14 protein-coding genes, 1 other RNA gene and 2 pseudogenes are annotated in these 22,077 nt (G+C 73.9%); 10 read left to right on the top strand and 7 right to left on the bottom strand.

The window, feature by feature from the left end; genetic code table 11:
- Window positions 1–16: 16 nt before the first annotated feature.
- The 5 genes from ACFZAU_RS23490 to ACFZAU_RS23470 form a co-directional block, all read right to left on the bottom strand.
- A complete protein-coding gene (locus ACFZAU_RS23490; RefSeq protein ID WP_500553790.1) occupies window positions 17–2,230 on the bottom strand; it encodes a bifunctional glycosyltransferase/CDP-glycerol:glycerophosphate glycerophosphotransferase in 2,214 nt (737 codons plus the stop codon).
- Window positions 2,231–2,345: 115 nt separating this feature from the next.
- Window positions 2,346–3,266: a carbohydrate ABC transporter permease gene (locus ACFZAU_RS23485; RefSeq protein ID WP_499609655.1), complete on the bottom strand. Its 921-nt coding sequence runs from the start codon at window positions 3,264–3,266 to the stop codon at window positions 2,346–2,348.
- On the bottom strand, window positions 3,263–4,540 hold the full coding sequence (locus ACFZAU_RS23480; protein WP_500553789.1) for a carbohydrate ABC transporter permease: 1,278 nt from the start codon (window positions 4,538–4,540) through the stop codon (window positions 3,263–3,265). The genes ACFZAU_RS23485 and ACFZAU_RS23480 overlap by 4 nt, the downstream gene beginning before the upstream one ends.
- 81 nt (window positions 4,541–4,621) lie before the next feature.
- Entirely contained in the window at window positions 4,622–6,004 is a 1,383-nt protein-coding gene (locus ACFZAU_RS23475; RefSeq protein ID WP_500553788.1) for an ABC transporter substrate-binding protein, read from the bottom strand.
- Window positions 6,005–6,224: 220 nt separating this feature from the next.
- Entirely contained in the window at window positions 6,225–9,293 is a 3,069-nt protein-coding gene (locus ACFZAU_RS23470) for an FtsK/SpoIIIE domain-containing protein (protein WP_500553787.1), read from the bottom strand.
- 369 nt (window positions 9,294–9,662) lie between these two features.
- Here ACFZAU_RS23470 and ACFZAU_RS23465 point away from each other — a divergent pair, with 369 nt between their 5' ends.
- The 5 genes and pseudogenes from ACFZAU_RS23465 to ACFZAU_RS23445 all read left to right on the top strand — a co-directional run bounded on the left by ACFZAU_RS23465 (window position 9,663) and on the right by ACFZAU_RS23445 (window position 16,154).
- Window positions 9,663–11,429, top strand: coding sequence for a serine/threonine-protein kinase (locus tag ACFZAU_RS23465; protein WP_500553786.1), 1,767 nt, complete (start codon window positions 9,663–9,665; stop codon window positions 11,427–11,429).
- Window positions 11,430–11,810: 381 nt separating this feature from the next.
- Window positions 11,811–13,040, top strand: a pseudogene (locus ACFZAU_RS23460) (serine/threonine-protein kinase); the annotation flags it as partial.
- Between the two features lie 54 nt (window positions 13,041–13,094).
- Window positions 13,095–13,958: a DUF8189 domain-containing protein gene (locus tag ACFZAU_RS23455; protein WP_500553825.1), complete on the top strand. Its 864-nt coding sequence runs from the start codon at window positions 13,095–13,097 to the stop codon at window positions 13,956–13,958.
- An 84-nt stretch (window positions 13,959–14,042) separates the two neighbouring features.
- The gene (gene prfB, locus ACFZAU_RS23450; protein WP_499609643.1) at window positions 14,043–15,161 is read left to right on the top strand and encodes a peptide chain release factor 2; all 1,119 of its coding nucleotides are present in this window, start codon (window positions 14,043–14,045) and stop codon (window positions 15,159–15,161) included.
- Between the two features lie 309 nt (window positions 15,162–15,470).
- Window positions 15,471–16,154, top strand: coding sequence for a hypothetical protein (locus ACFZAU_RS23445; RefSeq protein WP_500553785.1), 684 nt, complete (start codon window positions 15,471–15,473; stop codon window positions 16,152–16,154).
- Between the two features lie 158 nt (window positions 16,155–16,312).
- Here ACFZAU_RS23445 and ACFZAU_RS23440 read toward each other — a convergent pair whose 3' ends face one another.
- Window positions 16,313–16,504: a hypothetical protein gene (locus ACFZAU_RS23440; RefSeq protein ID WP_499609638.1), complete on the bottom strand. Its 192-nt coding sequence runs from the start codon at window positions 16,502–16,504 to the stop codon at window positions 16,313–16,315.
- A 275-nt stretch (window positions 16,505–16,779) separates the two neighbouring features.
- Between ACFZAU_RS23440 and ftsE the strand changes: the two genes are divergently transcribed.
- The 5 genes from ftsE (at window position 16,780) to ssrA (ending at window position 20,705) form a co-directional block, all read left to right on the top strand.
- Window positions 16,780–17,469 (top strand): cell division ATP-binding protein FtsE, encoded by a 690-nt coding sequence (gene ftsE, locus ACFZAU_RS23435; protein ID WP_018564091.1) that lies wholly within the window; start codon window positions 16,780–16,782, stop codon window positions 17,467–17,469.
- Window positions 17,470–17,513: 44 nt separating this feature from the next.
- Window positions 17,514–18,431 (top strand): permease-like cell division protein FtsX, encoded by a 918-nt coding sequence (ftsX, locus tag ACFZAU_RS23430; RefSeq protein ID WP_018564090.1) that lies wholly within the window; start codon window positions 17,514–17,516, stop codon window positions 18,429–18,431.
- Window positions 18,432–18,498: 67 nt separating this feature from the next.
- A complete protein-coding gene (locus ACFZAU_RS23425; RefSeq protein ID WP_500553784.1) occupies window positions 18,499–19,662 on the top strand; it encodes a S41 family peptidase in 1,164 nt (387 codons plus the stop codon).
- Window positions 19,663–19,716: 54 nt separating this feature from the next.
- Window positions 19,717–20,199, top strand: coding sequence for an SsrA-binding protein SmpB (smpB, locus tag ACFZAU_RS23420; RefSeq protein ID WP_500461345.1), 483 nt, complete (start codon window positions 19,717–19,719; stop codon window positions 20,197–20,199).
- 118 nt (window positions 20,200–20,317) lie between these two features.
- Window positions 20,318–20,705: a transfer-messenger RNA gene (gene ssrA, locus ACFZAU_RS23415) on the top strand.
- A gap of 141 nt (window positions 20,706–20,846) precedes the next feature.
- Here the strand turns inward: ssrA and ACFZAU_RS23410 are convergent.
- Window positions 20,847–22,050, bottom strand: a pseudogene (locus ACFZAU_RS23410) (MFS transporter).
- Window positions 22,051–22,077: the final 27 nt, after the last annotated feature.

Here is a 22,077-nt window from a genome sequence, read left to right as displayed (position 1 = left end):
CTAGGCGCGGGCGGCGCTACGGGCGGGCCGGCGGGGCCGGGGTGCGGCGCTCCGGGGGGAGGGCGCAGGGCTGGCCGCCGTCCTCGCCGAGGAAGACGCGGCGCACGACCCGTTCGGCGGCGTGGCCGTCGTCGTACGGGCAGAAACGGGCCCGGAACGCGGCGCGCAGCTGGGCCGAACGGGGGCCGCGCCAGGTGCCGGTGGTGAGGATGGACAGGAGCTCGTCCTCGCTGCGGGCGACCGGGCCGGGCGCCTCGGCGGTGATGTCGAAGTAGGTGCCGCGGGCGGCCCGGTAGGCCGTCCAGTCCTCGGCGTGGACGACGATCGGGCGGTCCAGGCCCGCGTAGTCGAACATCAGCGACGAGTAGTCGGTGAGCAGGGCGTCCGCGGCCAGGCACAGTTCCTGGACCGAGGGGTGGCCGGAGACGTCCAGCACGGTGTCGGGCAGTTCCTCGGGGAGGGTGGCCGTGCCGGCGTCGCCGTCCGGCGCGCGGTACAGGACGACGTGGCCGGGGCCGAGTTCGCGGACCAGCCGGACCAGGTCGACGGGCGGGTGGAAGCCGCGCCGGTAGTCGCGGTGCGCGGGCGCGTACAGGAGCGCGGTGGACCCGGCCGGGACGCCGAGGCCGGCGCGGATGCGCCGCACGTCGTCGGCGTCGGCGCGCAGCAGGACGTCGTTGCCGGGCCGGCCGTGCTCCAAGGTGGTGTAGCCGGCCGGGTAGGCCCGTTCCCAGACCACCGTCGAGTGCGGGTTGGCGGACAGGCAGAAGTCCCAGCGGTCGGTGTGGGCGAGCATCCGGGCGAAGTCCCGGCCCGCCGAGGCGGCCGGGTGCCCCTGGACGTCCAGGCCCGTGCGGCCGAGCGGGGTGCCCTGGTGGGTGTGGAGGTTCACCTGGCCGCGCCGCTTGCGGTAGGCGTGCGGGAAGTTGACGTCGTTGACCAGGTAGGTGGCGCGCGCCAGCGCTGTCCAGTAGGCGGGCGAGCCGGGCTGGAGCCGGCGTACGCCGCGCGGCAGGGTGTGCGCGTACGCCGGGGTCGTGATCCACGCGGTGCGGACGTGCGGGGCCAGGTCGCGGACGGCGGCCTCCAGGGCGGCGGGGTCGCCGCCGTAGCCGCCGTACCGGCGGGCCGCGAAGACCGCGAGGTCCGGGTCGAGGGAGCGGTGCCGCTGGATCCGGTAGTGCAGCCGCAGGCCCGCCTCCCCGGCCGCCCGGGAGGTGTCCTTCGCCAGCCGCCGCAGCCTCCTGCGCAGCGCGTTGGCGGTGCGCACGGCGTCGAAGACCTGCCGCGCGCCGAGCCGCACCAGCAGCCGCCGGACGCCGCCGGGGACACCGTGCGCGCGGCTGCCCGGCTCCTGCGGGCGGTAGCGGCGGAAGTGGACGCTGCAGCGCTGGAAGTAGACGCCCCGGGCCGAGCGGGGCAGCCGGCCCGGGGTGTTGTAGACCGCCAGGAGGTGGTCGGTCATCCGGCCGAAGAGGGCGGGCCGCCAGCCGTCGAGCGCGGGGTTGCGGTCGAGGAAGGCGAAGACCCGGTCGTACTGGTCGAAGACGTCGAAGTGCCGGCTGCTGGTGGTGCGCAGGATGCTGCCCCTGCGGCGCTGCCGGTAGTGCACGCAGACCCGGTCGAGGACCGCGATGCTGCGGGCGGCCAGCAGCAGGGGGTAGGTCCAGGGGACGTCCTCGTACCAGCCGGGCGGGAAGGCGACGTCACGACGCTGCACGAACTCCCGCCGGTACGCCTTGTTCCAGGCGACGGGCAGCAGCCGCAGCAGGTCGGGGCGGTCGTCGAGGGGCCCGGCGGGGCGGCCGTCCTGGGCGAGCAGCGCGGCGCGCTGGTTGCGCACGACGCGGCCGTCCCAGTAGGTGCGGGCGTAGTCGTAGACCAGGACGTCCGGCTCCGCGGTCTCCTTCAGGCGGTCGGCGAGGGCCTGCAGGGAGCCGGGGGCGAGGGTGTCGTCGCTGTCGAGGAAGAGCAGGTAGTCCCCGGTGGCGCGGGCCGTTCCGGCGTTGCGGGCCGGGCCGAGGCCCACGTTCTCCTTCAGGTGCAGGACGGTCACCCGGCGGTCGCGGGCCGCGAAGGCGTCGAGGATGGCACCGCTCGCGTCGGGGGAGCGGTCGTCGACGGCGATCACCTCGAAGTCCGAGAAGCTCTGGCCGAGCACGGACTCCAGGCACTCGTGCAGGTAGGCCTGCACCTTGTGGACGGGCACGATGACGCTGAACCGGGGCAAGGCAGCACATCCGTAATGTCGGCTTACGCGGCGTATGCCCGTTATATCCCGGGCATGCGCCGCGCACGGCGACCCGTCCGGCGACGGAGTGTTGCCCCCTCTGACCTGCGCGGGGCTACTTGACGGCGCCCGCCATGACGCCGGAGACGAACTGGCGCTGGAAGGCGAAGAAGACGACGAGCGGGACCACCATCGACACGAAGGCCCCCGGCGCCAGGACGTCGATGTTGTTGCCGAACTGCCGGACCTGCTGCTGAAGGGCGACGGTGATCGGCTGCGAGCCGGTGTTGGAGAAGATCAGCGCCACCAGCATGTCGTTCCACACCCACAGGAACTGGAAGATGCCCAGCGAGGCGATCGCCGGGCCGCCCAGGGGCATGATCACGCGGGCGAACAGCCGCAGCTCGCCCGCGCCGTCCAGCCGGGCCGCCTCCAGCAGCTCCCGCGGGATCTCCGCGAAGAAGTTGCGCAGCAGGAAGACGGCGAACGGCAGGCCGAAGCCCACGTGGAAGAGCACCACGCCGATGATGTCGCCGAAGATCCCGATCTCCCCGAACAGCTTGGCCACCGGGATGAGCGCGATCTGCACCGGCACCACGAGCAGCCCCACCACCACGAGGAACAGCCAGTCCCGGCCCGGGAACTCCATCCAGGCGAACGCGTAGCCAGCCAGCGCCCCGATCACCACGACCAGCACGGTGGCCGGCACCGTGATCAGCGCGGTGTTGACCAGCGAGGAGGTGACGGCGTCGTTGCCCAGCAGCTCCCGGTAGTTGGTGACGGTCAGCTGCGAGGGCGCGGTGAATACCTTCCACCAGCCGGAGTCGGCGATGTCCACCGGCCCCCGGAAGGAGGAGATCAGCAGCCCCACGGTCGGCATCAGCCAGAACAGGGCCACCAGGACGAGGAAGACCCTCAGCACCCCGCCGCCGGTACGGGCCGCGACCCGTGCGGCGAAGGACTCCCGGGCGGCGGCCGTGCCGGTCCGCGCCCCGGCCGTGCCCGCGGGTTCCGCTGTGCCTGCGACGGTCGTCATCGCCGGGCCTCCCTGCGCAGTCGGCGGATGTTGAAGACCATGACCGGGACGACCAGCAGCAGCAGGACCACACCGATCGCGCTGCCGACGCCCTGGTCGTTGCCGGCCCCGAAGGAGGACAGGTACAGCTGCAGGGCCAGCACGTTGGCCTCGTCCTTCGAGGTGTCGGGCGCGACGATGTAGACCAGGTCGAAGATCTTCATCACGTTGATCATCAGCGTGACGACGACCACGACCAGCACGGGGGCCAGCAGCGGCACGGTGATCCTGCGGAAGACCTGCCACTCGTTGGCGCCGTCGATGCGCGCCGCCTCCATCAGCTCCCGCGGCACCCCGGCCAGACCCGCCGCGATGAGCACCATCGCGAAGCCCGCCCACATCCACAGGTACGACCCGATGATCGCGGGCGTCACCAGGGTGGGGCCGAGCCAGTCGACACCGTTGTACGGCTCCGCGAAGTTCGAGGCGGGCAGCCGCAGCCGGGCCCCCTCGGCCGAGGCGGGCAGCGCATAGGTGCCGTCCTTGCCGGAGGTCGCGGAGGCCACCACCCGTCCGTCCCGTACGGCCTCGACCTTCACGCCCTCCAGGGCCTTCTCACCGGGGTCGATCACCCCGGGCCTGCCGCCCCCGCCCGGCTTGAAGTCCAGCCACACGGTGCCGGTCACCCCGGGCCCCGCGGGTGCCTGACCGGCGTCGGCGGTGCCCGCGGGCAGCTTCGCCGCGGGGACGCCGATCAGCGGCAGCCCCACCGCCGTCCCCGCGCCGGCGGCGTCCCGGGTGGTGAAGGAGCCGCCGCCGGAGGCGGCCAGCGAGCCGTTCGGGCGCGGCCGGGCCCCCGGGTACGCCGAGGACTCGGCGAAGGTGTCGTGCACCCCGACCACGACGGCGTTGGCCGCGCCGCGCGCCGGGTCCTGCTCGTACACCAGACGGAAGATGATCCCGGCCGCCAGCATCGAGATCGCCATCGGCATGAAGACGACCAGTTTGAAGGCGGTGCCCCAGCTCACCCGTTCGGTCAGCACCGCGAAGACCAGCCCGAGGGCCGTGGCCAGCACCGGCGCCACGACCACCCAGACCGCGGTGTTCCGCAGCGCCGTCAGCGTGCCGTCGTCGCTGAAGACCGAGGCGTAGTTGTGCAGGCCCACGAAGCCCGAGCCCGCCTTGTCGAAGAGGCTGCGCCAGGTGGTGTACCCGATCGGGTACACCACCAGCGCGCCCAGCAGCACCAGCGCGGGCAGCAGGAACAGCCCCGCCACCCAGCGCCGGGTACCCATGACGCTCCTGCCCCGGGCGGAGGGCGCGCCGCCGGGAGCGGCCGGCCCCTTCGCCGTGGCCGCCGTCGCCATCGCGGCCGCCTATCCCGCGTACGCCTTGGCGGCGTCCGCTTCCAGCTTGGCCTGCGCGCCGGCGACGTCGGAGGGGTTCCGCAGGAAGTCCTGCAGGTTTTTCCACTCGCCCTTGCCCGCGGTGCCGCCGAAGGCCGCCGGGGCCTGGTCGGACATGTCGAAGCGGAAGTCGTCGCCCGCCGCGACCAGGCCCTGCGCGATGGAGCGGGAGACCTCGTCCGGATAGGCCGACAGGTCCAGCGACTTGTTCGGCGAGACGAAGCCGCCCGAGGAGGCCCACACCTTCGCCGCGTCGGTGGAGGCGAGGAAGGTCAGCAGCGCCTGCGCGCCCTCGCCGTCCTTCAGGGCCACGCCGACGTCACCGCCGCTGACCACCGGCGCCTTGCCGGAGCCCACCGCGGGGAAGGGGAAGACCTTGGCGTCCTCGCCCACCTTCGCCTTGGTGTTGTCGCCGATGAACGCGCCGACGAAGTCGCCCTCGTAAACCATGGCGGCCTTCGGCGGGTTGCCCGTGAAGGTCTGCGTCACGGACGTCGGGAAGTCGGTCTTGAGCGCGCCGTTCTGGCCGCCGGCGATCAGGTCCTTCTTGCCGAAGAGCTGGGCGAGGGTGGTGAGCGCGTCCTTCACCGAGGGGTCGGTCCACTTGATCTTGTGCTCGGCCAGCTGGTCGTACTTCTCGGGACCGGCCTGGGAGAGGTAGATGTTCTCGAACCAGTCGGTGAGGGTCCAGCCGTCCGCGCCGCCGACCGACACCGGGGGGGTGCCCGATTCGAAGAGGGTCTCGGCGGTCTGCAGGAAGTCGTCCCAGCTCCCGGGCGGTTCGGTGATCCCGGCGTTCTCGAAGGCCGCGGTGTTGTACCAGACCAGCGACTTGTTGGCGGCCTTGGCGTACACGCCGTACTGCTTGCCCTCGTACGCGCCGAGGTCCTTCCAGCCGGTGGTGAAGTTCTTGTCGAGCTGCGCCTGCACGTCGGAGGAGAGCGGCTTGAGCCAGCCCTTCTGCGCGAACTGCCGCAGCACGCCGACCTGGGGGAGGAACGCCACGTCCGGCGGTTGGCCGCCCTCGATCTTCGTACCGAGGAAGGTGGAGACGTTGTCCCCGGTGGGCACGAAGCCGACCTCGGCCCCGGTGCGCCGGGTGAACTCGTCCAGCACCTTCTGGAAGTTCTTCTGCTCCGGCCCGGTCCACACCGCCGCGACCTCGAGCTTCTGGCCCTTGAGGTCCGGCAGCGGGACGCTCCCGCTCGCGCCGGAACTGCTCCCGCCGCCGTCGGGGGTGCCCTTGTCGTCGTCGCCACCGCCGCACCCGGCGGCCGTCAGCGCCAGGGCCGCCGCCACGGCGGCGATCACCGTCCGGCGTGTACGTCGCGTGCGCCTGCTGGATGTCCGCATCTGCCTGCCCATCCCCTCAGCGCGGACCCGCGCCGCGGTGGCAGCCCGCCGCATGGCCGTGGCAGCTGCGCCGGGCGTCCCGTCCCCGCGTCATCCGCTGTTGCGCGTTCAGTCCTACGCCCTGTCTGATAACCGCCGCAATAGCGCCTCAGCGCACGGCGGTTGGATCGTGACCGTCATGTGACCGGCCGTTCGGACCGGCGTACGGGACCGGGACGGATCAGAGCAGCGGCGGCACCGGATCGGCCGCCGCGGACTCCGCGGCACGCTGCAGGGCACTGGCCAGCAGGGCGAGGTCGGTGGGGCCGTTGCCCAGTTCGCGCACCGGCCGGCGGGTCGGCGGGTCGCCCATGCGGTCCCACTCCAGCGGGACCACCGTCGGCCGCAGGGTCGCCGTCCGGGGGATCCGGCCACTGACCCGGCCGGCCTGGAAGGCGGTGACCGCCCCGTCCGGCCGGCGCAGGTAACCGCGGCCCGGCAGCGCGTCGTCGACGGTCGCCGGCTCCTCGACGGCGACCAGCAGCGCGGCCGACTCCGGCTCCTCGGTGCGCAGCGCGATCCGCAGCCGCGCCGCGTCGTCGGCGTCGGTGCCCGAGGTGCGCTCGGGGCGGCCGGTCGCGGCGACCAGGTGGACGCCGAGCCGTTCGCCGTCGCGCGCCACGGCCTCCAGGGCGCGCACCACCGAACCCGCGGCGGGCCGGCCGGGACTGCCGAGGGCGGGGGCGACCAGGGCGTCGAAGTCGTCGACCACGACGACCAGCCGGGGCAGCGGCTCGGTGGTGCGGGTCCGCACCCGCACCGCGCCGCGCACCTGCGGGTCCGCCGCGACGGCGGCGGCCGGGGCGTGGCCCGGCTCGGCCTGCCGTGGCACGACGGGCAGCCGGCGGCGTTCGTGCCACTGCGCGAAGTCCGCACCGTCCAGCAGGTCGTCCCGGCGCTTCAGCTCCGCCGAGAGCGCCTGCGCGAACTCGCGCATCCGCACCGGGTCGGTGGCGGACAGGTAGGTGGAGACGTGCGGCAGGTCGGTGCAGCTGCGCAGCCCCTCGCCGCGCTCCGCCCCGGCGCCGTCGACGAGGACGAGGGCCAGCCGGTCCGGGCGCTCGCCCGCGGACAGCGCGGCGGCCACCGAACGCAGCAGCTCCGTCTTGCCGGAGCCCGCCGCGCCGCCGACGAGCAGGTGCGGCCCCTCGGCGACCAGGTCGACCAGGATCCGGCCCTCCGGCCCGGCGCCCAGGACGGCCGCGGCGGCACCACCGGAGGGGGTGGGCCCGGCCCAGCGGGTGGAGATCTTCGCCGGGGTGGCGAGCGCCAGGTCCAGCTCGTCCAGGAGCCGGGCCGTGGGCGGCAGCGCCGAACGCGTACGGCGCGGCGCGGAGTCGCCCTCGCGCAGCGGGGCGAGGGCCCGCGCGAAACGCTCGGCCCAGGCCGCCGACACCGCCTCCATCGTCATGTGGCCGGGGCCCTGCGGTTCCATCCGCAGCGTCGTCGCGACGTCGCCCTCCAGCACGGCGACGGCGCCGCACCGGGCGGCCAGCCGCTCCGGGCTCTCGGCCAGGCACAGCAGGTGCACCCCGACCGACGGCCCGGCGGCCGCGATGCGGTCGGCGGCCTCGCGCAGGTAGGCCGAGCCGGGGTCGCCGTCCACCACCAGCAGGGTGTACGGGCCCTCGCGGCGTGCCGCGGCCTCGGCGACCTCCTCGGGGGTCGCCGTCGCCCAGCCCGGGCCGAGCGGGCCCTCCTCGATGCGGCGGACCACCTCGGCGATCCGGGCCTCGGCCTGTTCGCGGTCGGAGGCCGTGAGCAGCCGGCAGTCCTGGCCGTGGGCCGGGCGCAGATGCGGCAGCCAGTACAGCCAGCCCCACTCCTCGGCCCGCTGCTCGGCGGGACGGGAGCGGTCGGCGCTGATCAGCACGACCTCCAGCACACCGGGCGCGTGCAGGGCGCACAGCTGGGCGATCACCGCCCGGGCCAGCCCGGACAGCCGGGGGCGCGGTCCGGTGAGGCCGAGCACCCGGGTGTGCGGGTCGCGCAGGTCGACGGTGAACGGCACGGCGGGCAGCGTCCGGAAGCCGTCCTCCGCGGTCAGGTCGGCGGTGCCGAGGCGGACCGTGAGCAGGTCGGGGTGGCCGGGGGCGCGCTCCCACAGCCGCGGTCCCGGCCCGAGGGCGGTGAGCAGGACCGCCGCCGGGTCGGGCCAGCGCTCGCGGAGCGCGGCGGCGTCGGCCCGGTCGTACGGGGTTCCGCCGCCCTCGGACCCGTCGGCGTCCGGGGCGCCGCGTCCGGTGGTCAGGCGCCTGGCCCAGTCCCCTATCGCGCCGGCCATCCGGGTGCCGCCGCGCCGGACCTGGGGCGGCTCGACGGCGCGGGTCTGCTCGGACAGCCCGCGCTGCGGGGTGTCCCGCCGGGCCGGGGTGCCCGCGGCGGCCTCCGCCCGGTCCTCCCCGGGCGCGGGCGGGGGGCCGGCGTCCGCGCCGACGCTCCCGGACCCGGTGCCGGCGGTCGTCGCGCCGTCGGCGGGCGCCGCCTCGCGCGGGGTGGTCCGCTGCGCGGCGCCGTCGCCGGGCCGGGCGGGACGCCAGGTCGCCACGCGGCCCGTCTCGGGCCAGGAAGTCGGGGGGAGGGCCACCTGGAGGTGCCCCTCGGCGTCGGGGACGGCGGGGACGGAGGCGGGCGGCGGGGGCACCGTCGAGCCGGGGGGTGCCGGTTCCAGCCGGAGGGTCGACTCGCCGATCCGCAGCAGCGCGCCGGCGGGGAGGGGGACCGCGCGCTCGCCCACGGGAGCGCCGTCCAGGAAGGTGCCGTTGGTGGAGCCGAGGTCGGCGACGGTGACCCGGCCCTCGCCGTCCACCGTGACGGCGCAGTGCAGCCGGGAGACGTCGGGGTCGTCCAGCGGCACGTCCGCGTCGGCGGAGCGGCCGACCCGGATCCGGCCGCCCTGCAGCAGGTGGACCCCGCCCGCGTCGGGGCCGCCGACGACGTGCAGCCGGGCGGCGGCCGTCGGGCGGCCGCCCTCGTGCCCGTCGGCGGGGGCGTGCAGCGACAGCACCGCGCCGTCGAGCAGTGGCGGAACCCCGAGGACGGCGGTCGCCGGGTCCAGCCGCTCGGCGCCCGCGTAGAGCGGCGGCGTGGACTTGCCGGCCCGCGCGGGCTGCCCCGAGCCGCCCGAGCCGGACGCCAGGGCGCCGGCCACGGCACTGAGGGGTGTGCCCGCGGGCGCGGTGACGAGCACGTCGCAGGAGCGCGCCGCACGGCCGCCGCGCGGCCCGAGAACGGTCAGCCGGATCTGCATCTCCGTCCACGGTCCCTTCTGCCCGGATCCACCGCGGCGCGGGCCCCCGACCCCACCCGCCGCCCTGCCCGGGACGTCGACACGTACAAGAGCGGAACGGTTGCCTCCCCTTGCCCGGCAGGCCCAGCCCGCCCGGCGAAGTGCGATCCGCGACAGGCATCCTCCCACTCGCCGCCGACAGCTCGCCGCCGGTGCCCACCTTTGCGATCTTGAATGGTCGGCTTTGGGCGGAAAGAGCAACCAAACGACCGTACTCCGCGTCCTAACCCCACACCCGCCCCGTACCGGAACGCAGCCCCGCTCCCACGTGGCGGCACTACAGTGGGCGAAACAGGCCACGGACCAGGCCAAGATCCAGGGAGCGCGAACGTGCGGCCGGTAGGCAGCAAATACGAACTGGTGGAGCCGCTCGGGCGCGGAGCCACGGGCACCGTGTGGCGGTCTCATGTGCGGGACACCGGCGAGACCGTCGCGATCAAGGTGCTCAAGGAAGAGCTGGCGAGCGACCCCGACATCGTCATGCGCTTCCTCCGGGAGCGCTCGGTCCTGATGCGGCTGCGCCACCCGCACATCGTCCGGGTCCGCGACCTGGTGGTGGAAGGCGAGCTGCTCGCCCTGGTGATGGATCTGGTCGACGGTCCCGACCTCTACCGCCACCTGCGCGAGAACGGCCCGTTCTCGCCGGTCGGCGCCGCACTGCTGACCGCCGCCGTGGCCGACGCGCTGGCCGCCAGCCACGCCGACGGCGTCGTCCACCGCGACCTGAAGCCCGCCAACGTCCTGCTCGCCACCGTCACGGGCCCGGACGGCACCCAGCAGATGCACCCGATGCTGACCGACTTCGGCATCGCCCGGCTGGCGGACTCACCCGGCGTCACCCGCACCCACGAGTTCGTCGGCACGCCCGCCTACATAGCGCCGGAGTCGGCCCAGGGCCGTCCGCAGACCTCGGCCGTGGACATCTACGGCGCCGGCATCCTGCTGTACGAACTGGTCACCGGCCGCCCGCCGTTCAGGGGCGAGAGCGCGCTGGAGGTGCTGCAGCAGCACCTGAGCCAGGAGCCGCGCCGTCCCTCCACCGTGCCCGAGCCGCTGTGGACGGTCATAGAGCGCTGCCTGCGCAAGGAGCCCGGCGAGCGGCCCAGCGCGGAGAACCTCGCGCGTGCCCTGCGCGTGGTCGCCGCGGGCGTCGGCGTGCACTCCTCCCCGGCGCAGTCCGAGGCGGCGCTCGGCGTCGCCGCGCTGCTCGCCCCGGACCCGTCCCCGGCCACCGTCCCGGACACCCCGCTCGTCCCGCCGGGCACCGCGGACCCCACCCAGGTGCTGCCGAACCGGGCGCCCGCCGGCGGGTACGACGCGTACGACCCGAATGCCGCCACCAGTGTGCTGCCCGCCTCCGCGGGCGGCGCCGCCGACGCGACCCGGGTGATCCCGGGCGGCTCGGCACCGGTCGGGGCCGGCGACGGCACCCGCGTGATGCCGCCGGTGCCGGACGGGACGCCGGAGTCCGGCGCCCCGCAGGGCCCGCACCCGTGGGAGTCGCAGCTCAACCGCGCCCGTGCGCGCGCCGAGCAGACCGAGATCCAGTACCTGGACCCGGAGCAGGACCCGCTGCGCCGCAGGCCGCGCCGGCAGGCCGCCCAGCAACCGCAACAACCGCCGCAGCAGCCCCCGCAGGGGTACCAGCAGCGGCCGCAGCAGCCCCAGTACCGGCAGCCGGCGCAGCCCGCCTACGCGCCGCAGCCGCACCCGCAGCAGTACGCCCAGCAGCAGCAGCCGCAGCCCCAGCAGTACGCGCCGCGGCCGCAGCCCGCGCCGCGCTACGAGCAGCCGCAGCACCAGCGGTACGAGCCCCAGCGCCCGGCGGCGCCCGAGCCCGCCCCGCGCCGCGAGCCGCGGCAGCGCGGCGCCAACCCCATGAAGATCCCGGGCCTGGGGTGCCTCAAGGGCTGCTTCACGATGATCATCGTGCTGATCGTGATCGTCGTGCTCGTCTGGTACCTGACCCCCGTCCCGGAGTGGCTGGACACGGGCAAGAGCCTGTGGGGCACCGTCAGCAGCGGCGTCCAGAACTTCTGGGACTGGGTCTCGGAGCTCGGCGGCTCCTCGGGTGGTTCCTCCGGCACCACCCCCTAGGGCGTGTCGTCACATGCCCGCCCCCGGCCTTCGGCCGGGGGCGAGGACGGCCCTCCCTCTTGCGACGTACGGCGCCTGGGGGCACCTCCCGGCGGTAGCCGGGGGAGCCCGGTTGACGGCACGCCCCGGCCGCGGGGACGGAGCGCGCGCGAGCACGGCGCCGGGCACCGCCCGCGCCGCACCGGCGGCCGCGCCGGTGCCGTCAATCACGACTGGCCCACCGTCACCTCCCCGCGAGGCCGGTGTTGGTGATTTGTCGACTTCTGGAGGGTGATTTCTCCCGGAGAAGCCGCACTCACCCCCCGCAGGTTCCCCCAACCGGCTCGCATCCGCGTAGCTTTGTCGCCAACACGACGGCACCTCGGAGGAGTCGGAGCAGCCTTGGGACGCAAGATCGGCAGCCGGTACACCGCGCACCAGGTGCTGGGGCGGGGTTCCGCGGGCACGGTGTGGCTGGGCGAGGGCCCCGAGGGCCCGGTCGCCATCAAGCTGCTGCGCGAGGACCTCGCCTCCGACCAGGACCTCGTCGGCCGCTTCGTCCAGGAGCGCACGGCCCTGCTGGCGCTCCACCACCCGCACATCGTCGGCATCCGCGACCTGGTGGTCGACGGCTCCGACCTCGCGCTCGTCATGGACCTGGTCCGCGGCACCGACCTGCGCTCCCGGCTGGAGCGCGAACGCCGGCTCACCCCCGAGGCGGCCGTCTCCATCACCGCGGACGTCGCGGACGGCCTGGCCGCCGCCCACGCCGCGGGCGTCGTCCACCGTGACGTCAAGCCGGAGAACGTCCTGCTGGATTCGGCCGCCCCGCCCGGACCGGGCGGCGCGCCCCCGGCGCTCCTCACCGACTTCGGCATCGCGCGGCTGGTCGACTCCCCGCGCAGGACCCGGGCCACCCGCATCATCGGCACCCCCGACTACCTGGCCCCGGAGATCATCGAGGGCCTGCCGCCGCGCGCCTCCGTCGACATCTACGCCCTCGCCACCGTCCTGTACGAACTGCTCGCCGGCTTCACCCCGTTCGGCGGCGGTCACCCCGGCGCGGTGCTGCGCCGGCACGTCACCGAGTCGGTCGCGCCGCTGCCCGACCTGCCCGACGAGCTGTGGCAACTGCTGTCCCAGTGCCTCGCCAAGGCCCCCGCCTCCCGGCTGAGGGCGGCCGAGGTCGGCGCCCGGCTGCGCGAGTTGCTGCCCGCCCTCGCCGGGCTGCCCGCGCTGGAGGTGGACGCCCCCGGCGACCAGCACGGCGAGGAGGAGTACGACCGGGACCCCGGTTCCGCCGCCGAGCCGTACGACCCGCCCGCCGGCCGGCCGCGCGGCGCCGTGCCCCTGGTCCGCGGCTCCGCACCGGACTCGACGCGCGACACGCACACCAGCATCAAGCTGCCCACCGCGGAGGAACTGGCCGTCGGCGGGCCCTCCGCGGTGCCCGGACAGCGCCCCCGGCACCGCCACCGCGCCGTCCCCGACGCGCTGCAGCGCCGCCGCGTCAAGATCGGCGCCGCGGCGGCCGCCGTGCTGGTCGTCGGCCTAGGCGGCTGGGCGATCGCGGCCTCCGGCTCCGACGACGACGGCGGCTCCACCAGCCGCGAGGACAAGCCGTCCGGGCCGGCCTCGACCACCCCGACCGCCCCCACCGGCGCCGCCGCCTCCCCGCAGGGCGCGGTGAGCACCCCGGCGGGCACCGCGCAGGAGGCCGCGCTGCGCTGGTCCGGCTACACGGCGCTGCCCCGCTTCCCGGACCGCGACGTCCACCCGCTCGGCGGGCCCCGGGCGATCTCCGTCTCCGGGACGACGTACGTCTTCAGCCGGGGCAGCGACAAGAACGTCTGGTACCTGGTCTCCGGCACCTGGCACCGGCTCACCGGGATAAGCGTCGCCGACGACCCCTCGGTCGTCTCCTCCCGTCCCGGGCAGCTGGACGTCTTCGCCCTCGGCACCGACCACCGGGTCTACCGCCGCACCCTCAGCGGCGGCGCCTGGGGCGACTGGTACCAGGTGGACCAGCCCGCACGGTTCACCACGACCCCCGCCGCCGCGTCCTCCGCCCCGGGGCGGATCGACCTCCTCGGCTGCTCCGGCGGTGACCTCGTCACCTCCTCCTGGGTCGACGGCCGCTGGAACGCCTGGGCGCTGGTCCCCACCGCGGGCCGGGTCACCGCCGCCCCCGGCCTGGTCTCGGCGGCGTCCGGCACCCTGGACGCCTTCGCCGTGCGCAAGGCCGACGGCGCGGTGCTGCGGCTGCCGTACGTGAACGGCGCCTGGCGGCCCTCCGAGATCGTCACCGGCCTCGACGCCACCGGCCGCCCCGAGCCCGCCGTGTCCGGGGGCCGGCTCTTCGTCCTCGCCCCCGCCGACGACGGGGCCCTGGCCGCCGCCGTCCTCGACGGCGGCACCTGGACGCCCGTCCCGCTCTCCGCCAGCACCCCCTCCCACCCCGGGCTGACCACGGCGGACGACACCCTGACCCTCTACCTCCGGCGTGCCGACGGCACGCTCGCCCACGCCTCGGCCCCCGTCCCGGCCTGAGCCGCGCGGGGTGCACCGGCCGCCGGCCGGCCCTGCCCGGCTCACCGGAGCGGCAATGCGCGGCGTGCCGGTACGCTGGGGGACGTGGCAGTCCTGGATGTATCCGAAGAGCTCAAGTCCCTCTCGTCGACCATGGCCTCGATCGAGGCCGTTCTGGACCTCGACAAGCTGAGGGCCGACATCGCCGTGCTCGAGGAGCAGGCGGCCGCGCCCTCGCTGTGGGACGACCCCGAGGCGGCGCAGAAGATCACCAGCAAGCTGTCGCACTTGCAGGCCGAGGTCCGCAAGGCCGAAGGGCTGCGCGGTCGCATCGACGACCTCGGGGTGCTCTTCGAGCTCGCCGAGGCCGAGGACGACGCGGACACCCGCGCCGAGGCCGAGAGCGAGCTGGAGTCGGTGCGCAAGGCGCTGGACGAGATGGAGGTCCGCACCCTCCTGTCCGGCGAGTACGACGCCCGGGAGGCGCTGGTCAACATCCGCGCCGAGGCGGGCGGCGTCGACGCCGCCGACTTCGCGGAGCAGCTGCAGCGGATGTACCTGCGCTGGTCCGAGCGGCACGGCTACCCGACCGAGATCTACGAGACCTCGTTCGCGGAAGAGGCCGGCATCAAGTCCACCACCTTCGTGGTGAAGGCGCCGTACGCCTACGGCACCCTCTCGGTCGAGCAGGGCACCCACCGGCTGGTGCGCATCTCGCCCTTCGACAACCAGGGCCGCCGCCAGACCTCCTTCGCGGGCGTCGAGGTGCTGCCGGTCGTTGAGCAGAGCGACCACGTCGAGATCGACGAGACCGAGCTGCGGATCGACGTCTACCGCGCCTCCGGCCCCGGCGGCCAGGGCGTCAACACCACCGACTCCGCGGTCCGGATCACCCACATCCCGACCGGCATCGTGGTCTCCTGCCAGAACGAGCGCTCCCAGATCCAGAACAAGGCGAGCGCGATGAACGTGCTGCAGGCCAAGCTGCTGGAGCGGCGCCGCCAGGAGGAGCAGGCCAAGATGGACGCCCTCAAGGGCGACGGCGGCAACTCCTGGGGCAACCAGATGCGTTCCTACGTCCTCCACCCGTACCAGATGGTCAAGGACCTGCGGACGGAGTTCGAGGTCGGCAACCCGCAGGGCGTCCTCGACGGCGACATCGACGGCTTCCTCGAGGCGGGCATCCGCTGGCGCAAGCAGCAGGAGCAGGGCGCCCGCGTCTGACGTGACGTCACCTCCGCAGGATCCTCACAACTGCCGCCCCATGGGTGGCAGTTGTGCGTTTTGGGTCACAGCCCCATAAGCAAGTGGGTGGCATAGTCAGCCAATTCCGGCATTGAGCTTGGAACGCCCTTGACGACGCTGTGAAATCTGGGAATCGTGATGCGCGGCATGCGTATGACTGGGGCGTGAGCGAACGGGGGCGAGCGCGGCCGGTGGCTCAGGCCCCGGCCTTGAACGTGCACCGCCCCGCAGGACGCTCCCCCTGTGACGCTGCTCCACTGACGAGAAGCTACTGGGGGTAGTTGCCAGATGAGCATGAAGAACACACGGCTGCGGGTGGCCCGTATAGCCGCCGCCGCGGTGATCGCGGGCGGTGCCTCGCTGACCGCCGCGGGCGCCGCCCAGGCCGTCGGCCTGGACATCGGCCTGAGCGCCGGCGAGGCCCAGGTCGGCGTCAGCGTCAACCTCGGTGACGACGAGAACGACATCTCGGGTGTCGACGGCGGTCCGACGGACGAGCCGACGAACCCGACGGACCCGACGGACGAGCCCACGAATCCGACGGACCCGACGGACGAGCCCACGAATCCGACGGACCCGACCGACGAGCCGACCGACCCGACGGACCCGACGGACGAGCCCACGAATCCGACGGACCCGACCGACGAGCCCACCAACCCGGGCGAGCCGACCGACCCCGGCGGTGACGACGGCGGCAACGGGAACGGCGGCAACGGCGCCGGCGGCTCGGACGGCGACGGCACGACCTGCACCCTCGACGGGGACAGCGTGACCTGCGCCGACAACACCAACACCGACAACGCCGGCAGCAGCGAGGTCGTCACCCAGGGTGACACCACGGAGGAGCTGGCCGAGACCGGTGCCGGCGAGACCCTGTTCCTGCTGGTCGGTGCCGCCACGATGATCGCGGGCGGTGTCGGCTTCCGCCTGATGCCGCGCCTGGTCGGCGGCGGCCGCAACACCGCCGTCTGAGGTCCACGCCCGGACGCCGGCGTGCACCAAGGGCCCGCACCGCATGCGCCGCATGCGGCGCGGGCCCGCGCCCGTCCACTGGAGGCCCGGGGAACGCCACAGGGGCCCGCAGCGCCGTGCGCCGCGGGCCCCTGTGTTCGCCGTATGTGTACGCCGCGCTACGCGGCGGCCTCGTGCACCACCCACACCACCGCGAGCAGCGCCACCAGCAGCGCGATCAGAGCCGCCGGGGAGATGGCCGCGAAGGGGTTCTCCTGCTGCATGCGGGCGCGGTGGGCGCGGCAGACCGCACAGCGGCCCTCGCTGACGGGGCCGGCGCAGTTGGCGCACACCAGTCGGTCGACTGTCATGCCGTCGCCTCCTCCCAGGCGGCCCGACGGCCGCTCCATGAACAACGCGCGACAGGGGCGGTACGTTCCCGAGCCCCCCGACCACTGTGCCAGTTCCCGGGGCACTCGGCGCGCCCCGCGCGATTCCCGCGACTCCGAAGAGTGACCCATGTGGCCAATGCCTGCTTTGTCCCCCGGTGGTCGGTGAATAAACCCGTCATCCCGGACCGCGGACTGCGCGGGTCGCGGCCGTTCGCGTAAGGTCGCCTCCGATCCCCTGTATCCGGAGTGCGACCGTGATCCGATTCGACAACGTCACCAAGACCTACCCCCGGCAGAACCGTCCCGCACTTCGGGACGTTTCGCTGGAAATCGAGAAGGGTGAATTCGTCTTCCTGGTGGGCTCCTCCGGCTCCGGGAAGTCGACCTTCCTGCGGCTGATCCTGCGAGAGGAGCGGACGGACACCGGCATGGTGCACGTCCTCGGCAAGGACCTCGCGCGGCTGTCCAACTGGAAGGTGCCGCAGATGCGACGCCAGCTGGGCACCGTCTTCCAGGACTTCCGCCTGCTGCCCAACAAGACGGTCGCGGAGAACGTGGCGTTCGCCCTCGAGGTGATCGGCAAGCCGCGCGGCACCATCCGCAAGACGGTCCCCGAGGTGCTGGACCTCGTCGGCCTCGGCGGCAAGGAGGACCGCATGCCGGGCGAGCTCTCCGGTGGTGAGCAGCAGCGCGTGGCGATCGCCCGGGCGTTCGTCAACCGCCCGATGCTGCTGATCGCGGACGAGCCCACGGGAAACCTCGACCCGCAGACCTCCGTGGGCATCATGCGGTTGCTGGACCGCATCAACCGCACCGGCACCACCGTGGTGATGGCCACCCACGACCAGAACATCGTCGACCAGATGCGCAAGCGCGTCATCGAGCTCGAGAAGGGGCGACTGGTCCGCGACCAGTCCCGCGGCGTCTACGGCTACCAGCACTGAGCCTGGGCCCCGCCCTGCACACCGCAGCCTTCTGAAAGGACAACATGCGCGCCCAGTTCGTGCTCTCGGAGATCGGCGTCGGCCTCCGGCGCAACCTCACCATGACCTTCGCGGTCATCGTCTCCGTGGCCCTCTCGCTCGCGCTCGCCGGCGGCTCGTGGCTCGCCCGCGAGCAGGTCGACTCCATGAAGGGGTACTGGTACGACAAGGTCCAGGTGTCGATCTTCCTCTGCAACAAGAACGACGCCAAGACCGACCCCAACTGCACCAAGGGTGCCGTCACCGAGGAGCAGAAGCAGGACGTCGAGAAGCAGCTCAAGGCGCTGCCGCTGGTGGACAAGTACTTCCACGAGAGCGCGGAGGACGCCTACAAGCACTACAAGGAGCAGTTCTCCGACTCGCCGCTGGCCGACTCGCTCACCCCGGACCAGATGCAGGAGTCGTTCCGGGTCAAGCTCAAGGACCCGACGAAGTTCCAGGTCGTCGCGAGCGCCTTCCAGGGCCGCCCCGGCGTCCAGGAGGTGCAGGACCAGAAGGCCCTGCTGGACAACCTGTTCGGGCTGCTCAACGGCATGACGCTGGCCGCGCTCGTGGTGCTGGCGTTCATGCTCGCGGTGGCGATGATGCTGATCGTCAACACGGTGCGCGTGTCGGCCTTCAGCCGGCGCCGCGAGACCGGGATCATGCGGCTGGTCGGCGCGTCCAGCTTCTACATCCAGATGCCGTTCATCATGGAGGCCGCGTTCGCCGGTCTGGTCGGCGGTGGCCTGGCGTGTCTGATGCTCCTCGTCGGCCGCTACTTCTTGATCGACCACGGCCTGTCGCTCCAGACCAAGGTGCCGCTGATCAACTTCCTCGGCTGGGGCGAGGTGGCGCAGGTGCTGCCGCTGGTGCTGGTGGTGGGCATGCTGATGCCCGCGCTGGCGGCCCTGATCGCGCTGCGCAAATACCTCAAGGTCTGATGTGCGCCAAGGGCGCTGTACGGCCAACTTTCCGTACAGCGCCCCCTTCTCGCCTAGACTGCCCGACGTGCTGAGCCACTGTCCGCCCGGGAGACCACGCCGGCTGTGCCGCGCCGCGGCGCTGACGCTGGTCTTCGGCGCGGTCCTGGCGACCGGCGCGGCGGCGGGTTCCTTCGGGGACCTCGGCGGGGACCGGCGGACGCCGCCGCACTCCCGCATCCCGGCCGGCACGGTCGCCGACACCGACGAGATCGCCGAGGCGATCGCGGAGGGGAAGGTCGGCCCGCAGGCCGCGGAGGCCCTGGTCAGCCGGAGCGGCGACCGCTGGTCCTCCTTCTACACGGCCCAGGAGTACGAGGGCTTCCAGCAGTCCCTGGACGGCCGGTACGTGGGGGTCGGCCTGTGGGTGCGGCGCACCGAGGACGGCCGCATCGGCATCGACCGCGTCCAGTCCGGCAGCCCCGCCGCCCGGTCCGGCGTGCACGCCGGGGACCGGCTGACGAGCATCGACGGCACCGAGGTCACCGGCCGTCCCGTCACCGAGGTGGTCGCCCGGCTGCGCGGTTCCGACGCCGCCGGCACGCCGGTCGCGCTGGGCCTGCGGCGCGGCACGCGTTCCTGGGAGGTCTCCCCGCGGCGCGCCCTGCTGCCGACGGAGTCCGTACGGGTGCGGCACGTCCCCGGCGGCGCCACCGTCGTCACGGTGGACGCCTTCACCAAGGGCGTCGCCGAGCAGGTCCGTACCGCCCTGGCCGGCCGGCCGGGGCACGAGGGCATACTCCTGGACCTGCGCGGCAACTCCGGCGGCCTGGTCACCGAGGCCGTCGGGGTGGCCTCCGCGCTCCTGGACGGCGGCCTGGTCGCCACGTACGACGTCCACGGCAGGCAGCAGGCGCTGTACGCCGACGACGCCGGTGACACCGAGACCCCGCTCGTCGTGCTCGTCGACGGCGGCACGATGAGCGCGGCCGAACTGCTCGCCGGCGCCCTCCAGGACCGCGGCCGTGCCGTCGTCGTGGGCTCCCGCACCTTCGGCAAGGGCTCGGTGCAGATGCCCAGCCGGCTGTCGGACGGCTCGGTGGCCGAACTCACCGTCGGCCACTACCGGCTGCCGGCGGGCCGCCGGGTGGACGGCCGGGGGATCGAGCCCGACCTCGCGGTCACCGGCGGCGAGGACGCCGAGTCCGAGGCGCTCGACGTGCTGGACGGCCTGGGCACGCCGGCCCGCTGACCGGCGCGCAAACCGGTACCCCGGGCCGCGCCGAGGTGCGAGAATAGCCGCGCTATGGCAAAGGAAACGGGTCGCAAGCTGATCGCGCAGAACAAGAAGGCGCGGCACGACTACCACATCCTCGACACCTACGAGGCGGGCCTGGTGCTCACCGGCACCGAGGTGAAGTCGCTGCGCCAGGGACGCGCCTCCCTGGTCGACGGCTTCGGCCAGCTCGACGACGGCGAGGCGTGGCTGCACAACGTGCACATCCCCGAGTACACCCAGGGGACGTGGACGAACCACTCGGCGCGGCGCAAGCGCAAAATGCTGCTGCACCGTGCGGAGATCGAGAAGCTCTTCCAGAAGTCGCAGGAGACCGGTCACACGATCGTGCCGCTCGCCCTGTACTTCAAGGACGGCCGGGCGAAGGTCGAGATCGCGCTGGCCAAGGGCAAGAAGGAGTACGACAAGCGGCAGACCCTGCGCGAGCAGCAGGACCGCCGCGAGACCGACCGGGCCATCTCGGCGGCGCGCCGCCGGCAGCGCGGGGAGTGAGCGCGGGCCCGCGCCGCCCGCGCGGGAATGCGCTGGCCACCGTGCGCGTTGGTCACGTAGGATGGCACCAGCACCACCGGACGGTGACCGCCCGGTGAGCAGTTTGAAAAATCAACATGGGGATGATCGGTTTCGACTGGGGATGTCGAAGCAGGGGAAGCGAGCCGAGGAAGCGGCAATGATCTCGTAAACCATATGCCGAAAACAATAATCGCCAATAACAAGAGCGATTCCTCCGCCTTCGCGCTCGCTGCCTAATTAGCAGCTAGCCGAAGACTCCGCGGAGTGTCAGCCCGGGGCTGTTCCCGACCCGGATCCTGGCATCAGCTAGGGGACTAAACCACTGGGCCCGGCCACGGGGCTCGGTGGGAAACCAAACAGTGGCTGGGCCCGTCGGCGGCTTGTCCGCGTGACTGCCGGGGCCGAGAAAAGCACAGCGGACTGCGCTCGGAGAAGCCCTGGTTCCGCACCACAGGACGCGGGTTCGATTCCCGCCATCTCCACTGACCCAACGGAAGGCGATGCCTGCCGCGCACTGCGCGGGAGGCATCGCCTTCCGTCGTTTCCGGGTGGGTCCGGGACGGGAAGCGGCCCGGCGTCACACGGGGCACCGGTCTTCCGGACAGCCCGAGGTGCCACTGACGACGTCAGGTCCGGTGCCGGGCCGCCCGCAGGGAGACCGCCGCTACGAGTGCGGCGGTGGCCGCGGCGAGCGCCGGTATCGCGTACGCCGTCACCGCGCCCCGGTGCTCCACGACGGACCCCGCGGCGAAGGAGCCGGAGGCGATGCCGCCCAGCAGGGCCGTGACGGCGAGCGTCATCCCCTCGTTGAGGCGGCCCGGCGGGACCCGCCGCTGGATCAGGGCCATCCCGTTGATCATCGTGGGCGCGGTGGCCATGCCCGCCAGCAGCAGCGCGGGGGCCAGCAGCCACAGGCCGCCGAGGGCCGCCGCGGGCAGCGGGCCGAGCATGAGGACGGCCATCAGCGCGACGCTCGCGGCGAAGCGGCCGCCGGTGGTGCCCCGGGGGCGGCGCAGCCCGTACAGCAGGCCCGCCGCGCAGGAACCCGCCGCCTGGAGGGCGAGCACCGCCCCGGCGGCGCCGCGGTGACCGCGGGCGTCGGCGAAGGCGATCGTGGTGACCTCCAGGGCGCCGAAGACGGCGCCCGTCGCCAGGAACGTCAGCAGCACCGCCGGCACCGCGGCCCGCCCCGCCCCGGCCGGCGCCCCCTCGGTCCGCCGCGGCACGGGCGGCGGCTCGCTGCCGCGCTGCGCGGCGAAGAGCAGGATGCCGGTGAAGAGCAGCAGCGCGCCCGTCAGCGGCCTCGGGGAACAGCGCGGTGCACAGGAAGGCCGCGAGGACCGGGCCGAGCATGAAGCAGACCTCGTCCGCGGCCTGTTCGAAGGAGTTGGCCACGTGCCGGGCCCGCTCGTCGTCCCGGTACAGGTGCGCCCAGCGGGCCCGCGCCATGCCCCCGGTGTTCGGCGTCGTCGCGGTGGCGGCGTAGGCGGCGAACAGCGTCCAGGCGGGGGCGTGCAGCCGTACGCACACCACCAGCGCGAGCGAGCCCAGCGCCGCGAGCCCCGCGGCCGGCACGGCCACCCGGGCCTGGCCGTGCCGGTCGGTCAGCCGGGCGGTCCAGGGAGCCACCACCGCCGTCGCGGCGAGCCCGGTGGCGGTGACCGCCCCGGCCAGCGCGTACGAGCCGTACCCGGCGGCGATCATGACGACCGCCCCGACCCCGAACATCCCCATCGGGAGCCGGGCCAGGAGGTTCCCGGCGGTGAAGGCCCGGGTGCCGGGCAGGGCGAAGAGCCGCCGGTAGGGGGCGGCGAGGGCGCTCGCGGTCATGCGACCACCCTCGCGGGACGCGCCGGA

Origin of the sequence: Streptomyces sp. NPDC008238 (assembly GCF_042956445.1) — a bacterium.
GTDB lineage: Bacteria > Actinomycetota > Actinomycetes > Streptomycetales > Streptomycetaceae > Actinacidiphila.
The sequence above is the reverse complement of the archived record's forward strand: the minus strand, read 5'-3'. Positions and strand labels throughout refer to the sequence as shown.

Bases quoted from the DNA above. Each gene is read 5' to 3' on its own strand.
- ACFZAU_RS23485 (WP_499609655.1), bottom strand. From the start codon at position 3,266: ATGACGACCGTCGCAGGCACAGCGGAACCCGCGGGCACGGCCGGGGCG.
- ACFZAU_RS23480 (WP_500553789.1), bottom strand. From the start codon at position 4,540: ATGGGTACCCGGCGCTGGGTGGCGGGGCTGTTCCTGCTGCCCGCGCTG.
- ACFZAU_RS23475 (WP_500553788.1), bottom strand. From the start codon at position 6,004: ATGCGGACATCCAGCAGGCGCACGCGACGTACACGCCGGACGGTGATC.
- ACFZAU_RS23470 (WP_500553787.1), bottom strand. From the start codon at position 9,293: ATGCAGATCCGGCTGACCGTTCTCGGGCCGCGCGGCGGCCGTGCGGCG.
- ACFZAU_RS23445 (WP_500553785.1), top strand. From the start codon at position 15,471: ATGAGCATGAAGAACACACGGCTGCGGGTGGCCCGTATAGCCGCCGCC.
- ACFZAU_RS23440 (WP_499609638.1), bottom strand. From the start codon at position 16,504: ATGACAGTCGACCGACTGGTGTGCGCCAACTGCGCCGGCCCCGTCAGC.
- ftsX (WP_018564090.1), top strand. From the start codon at position 17,514: ATGCGCGCCCAGTTCGTGCTCTCGGAGATCGGCGTCGGCCTCCGGCGC.
- smpB (WP_500461345.1), top strand. From the start codon at position 19,717: ATGGCAAAGGAAACGGGTCGCAAGCTGATCGCGCAGAACAAGAAGGCG.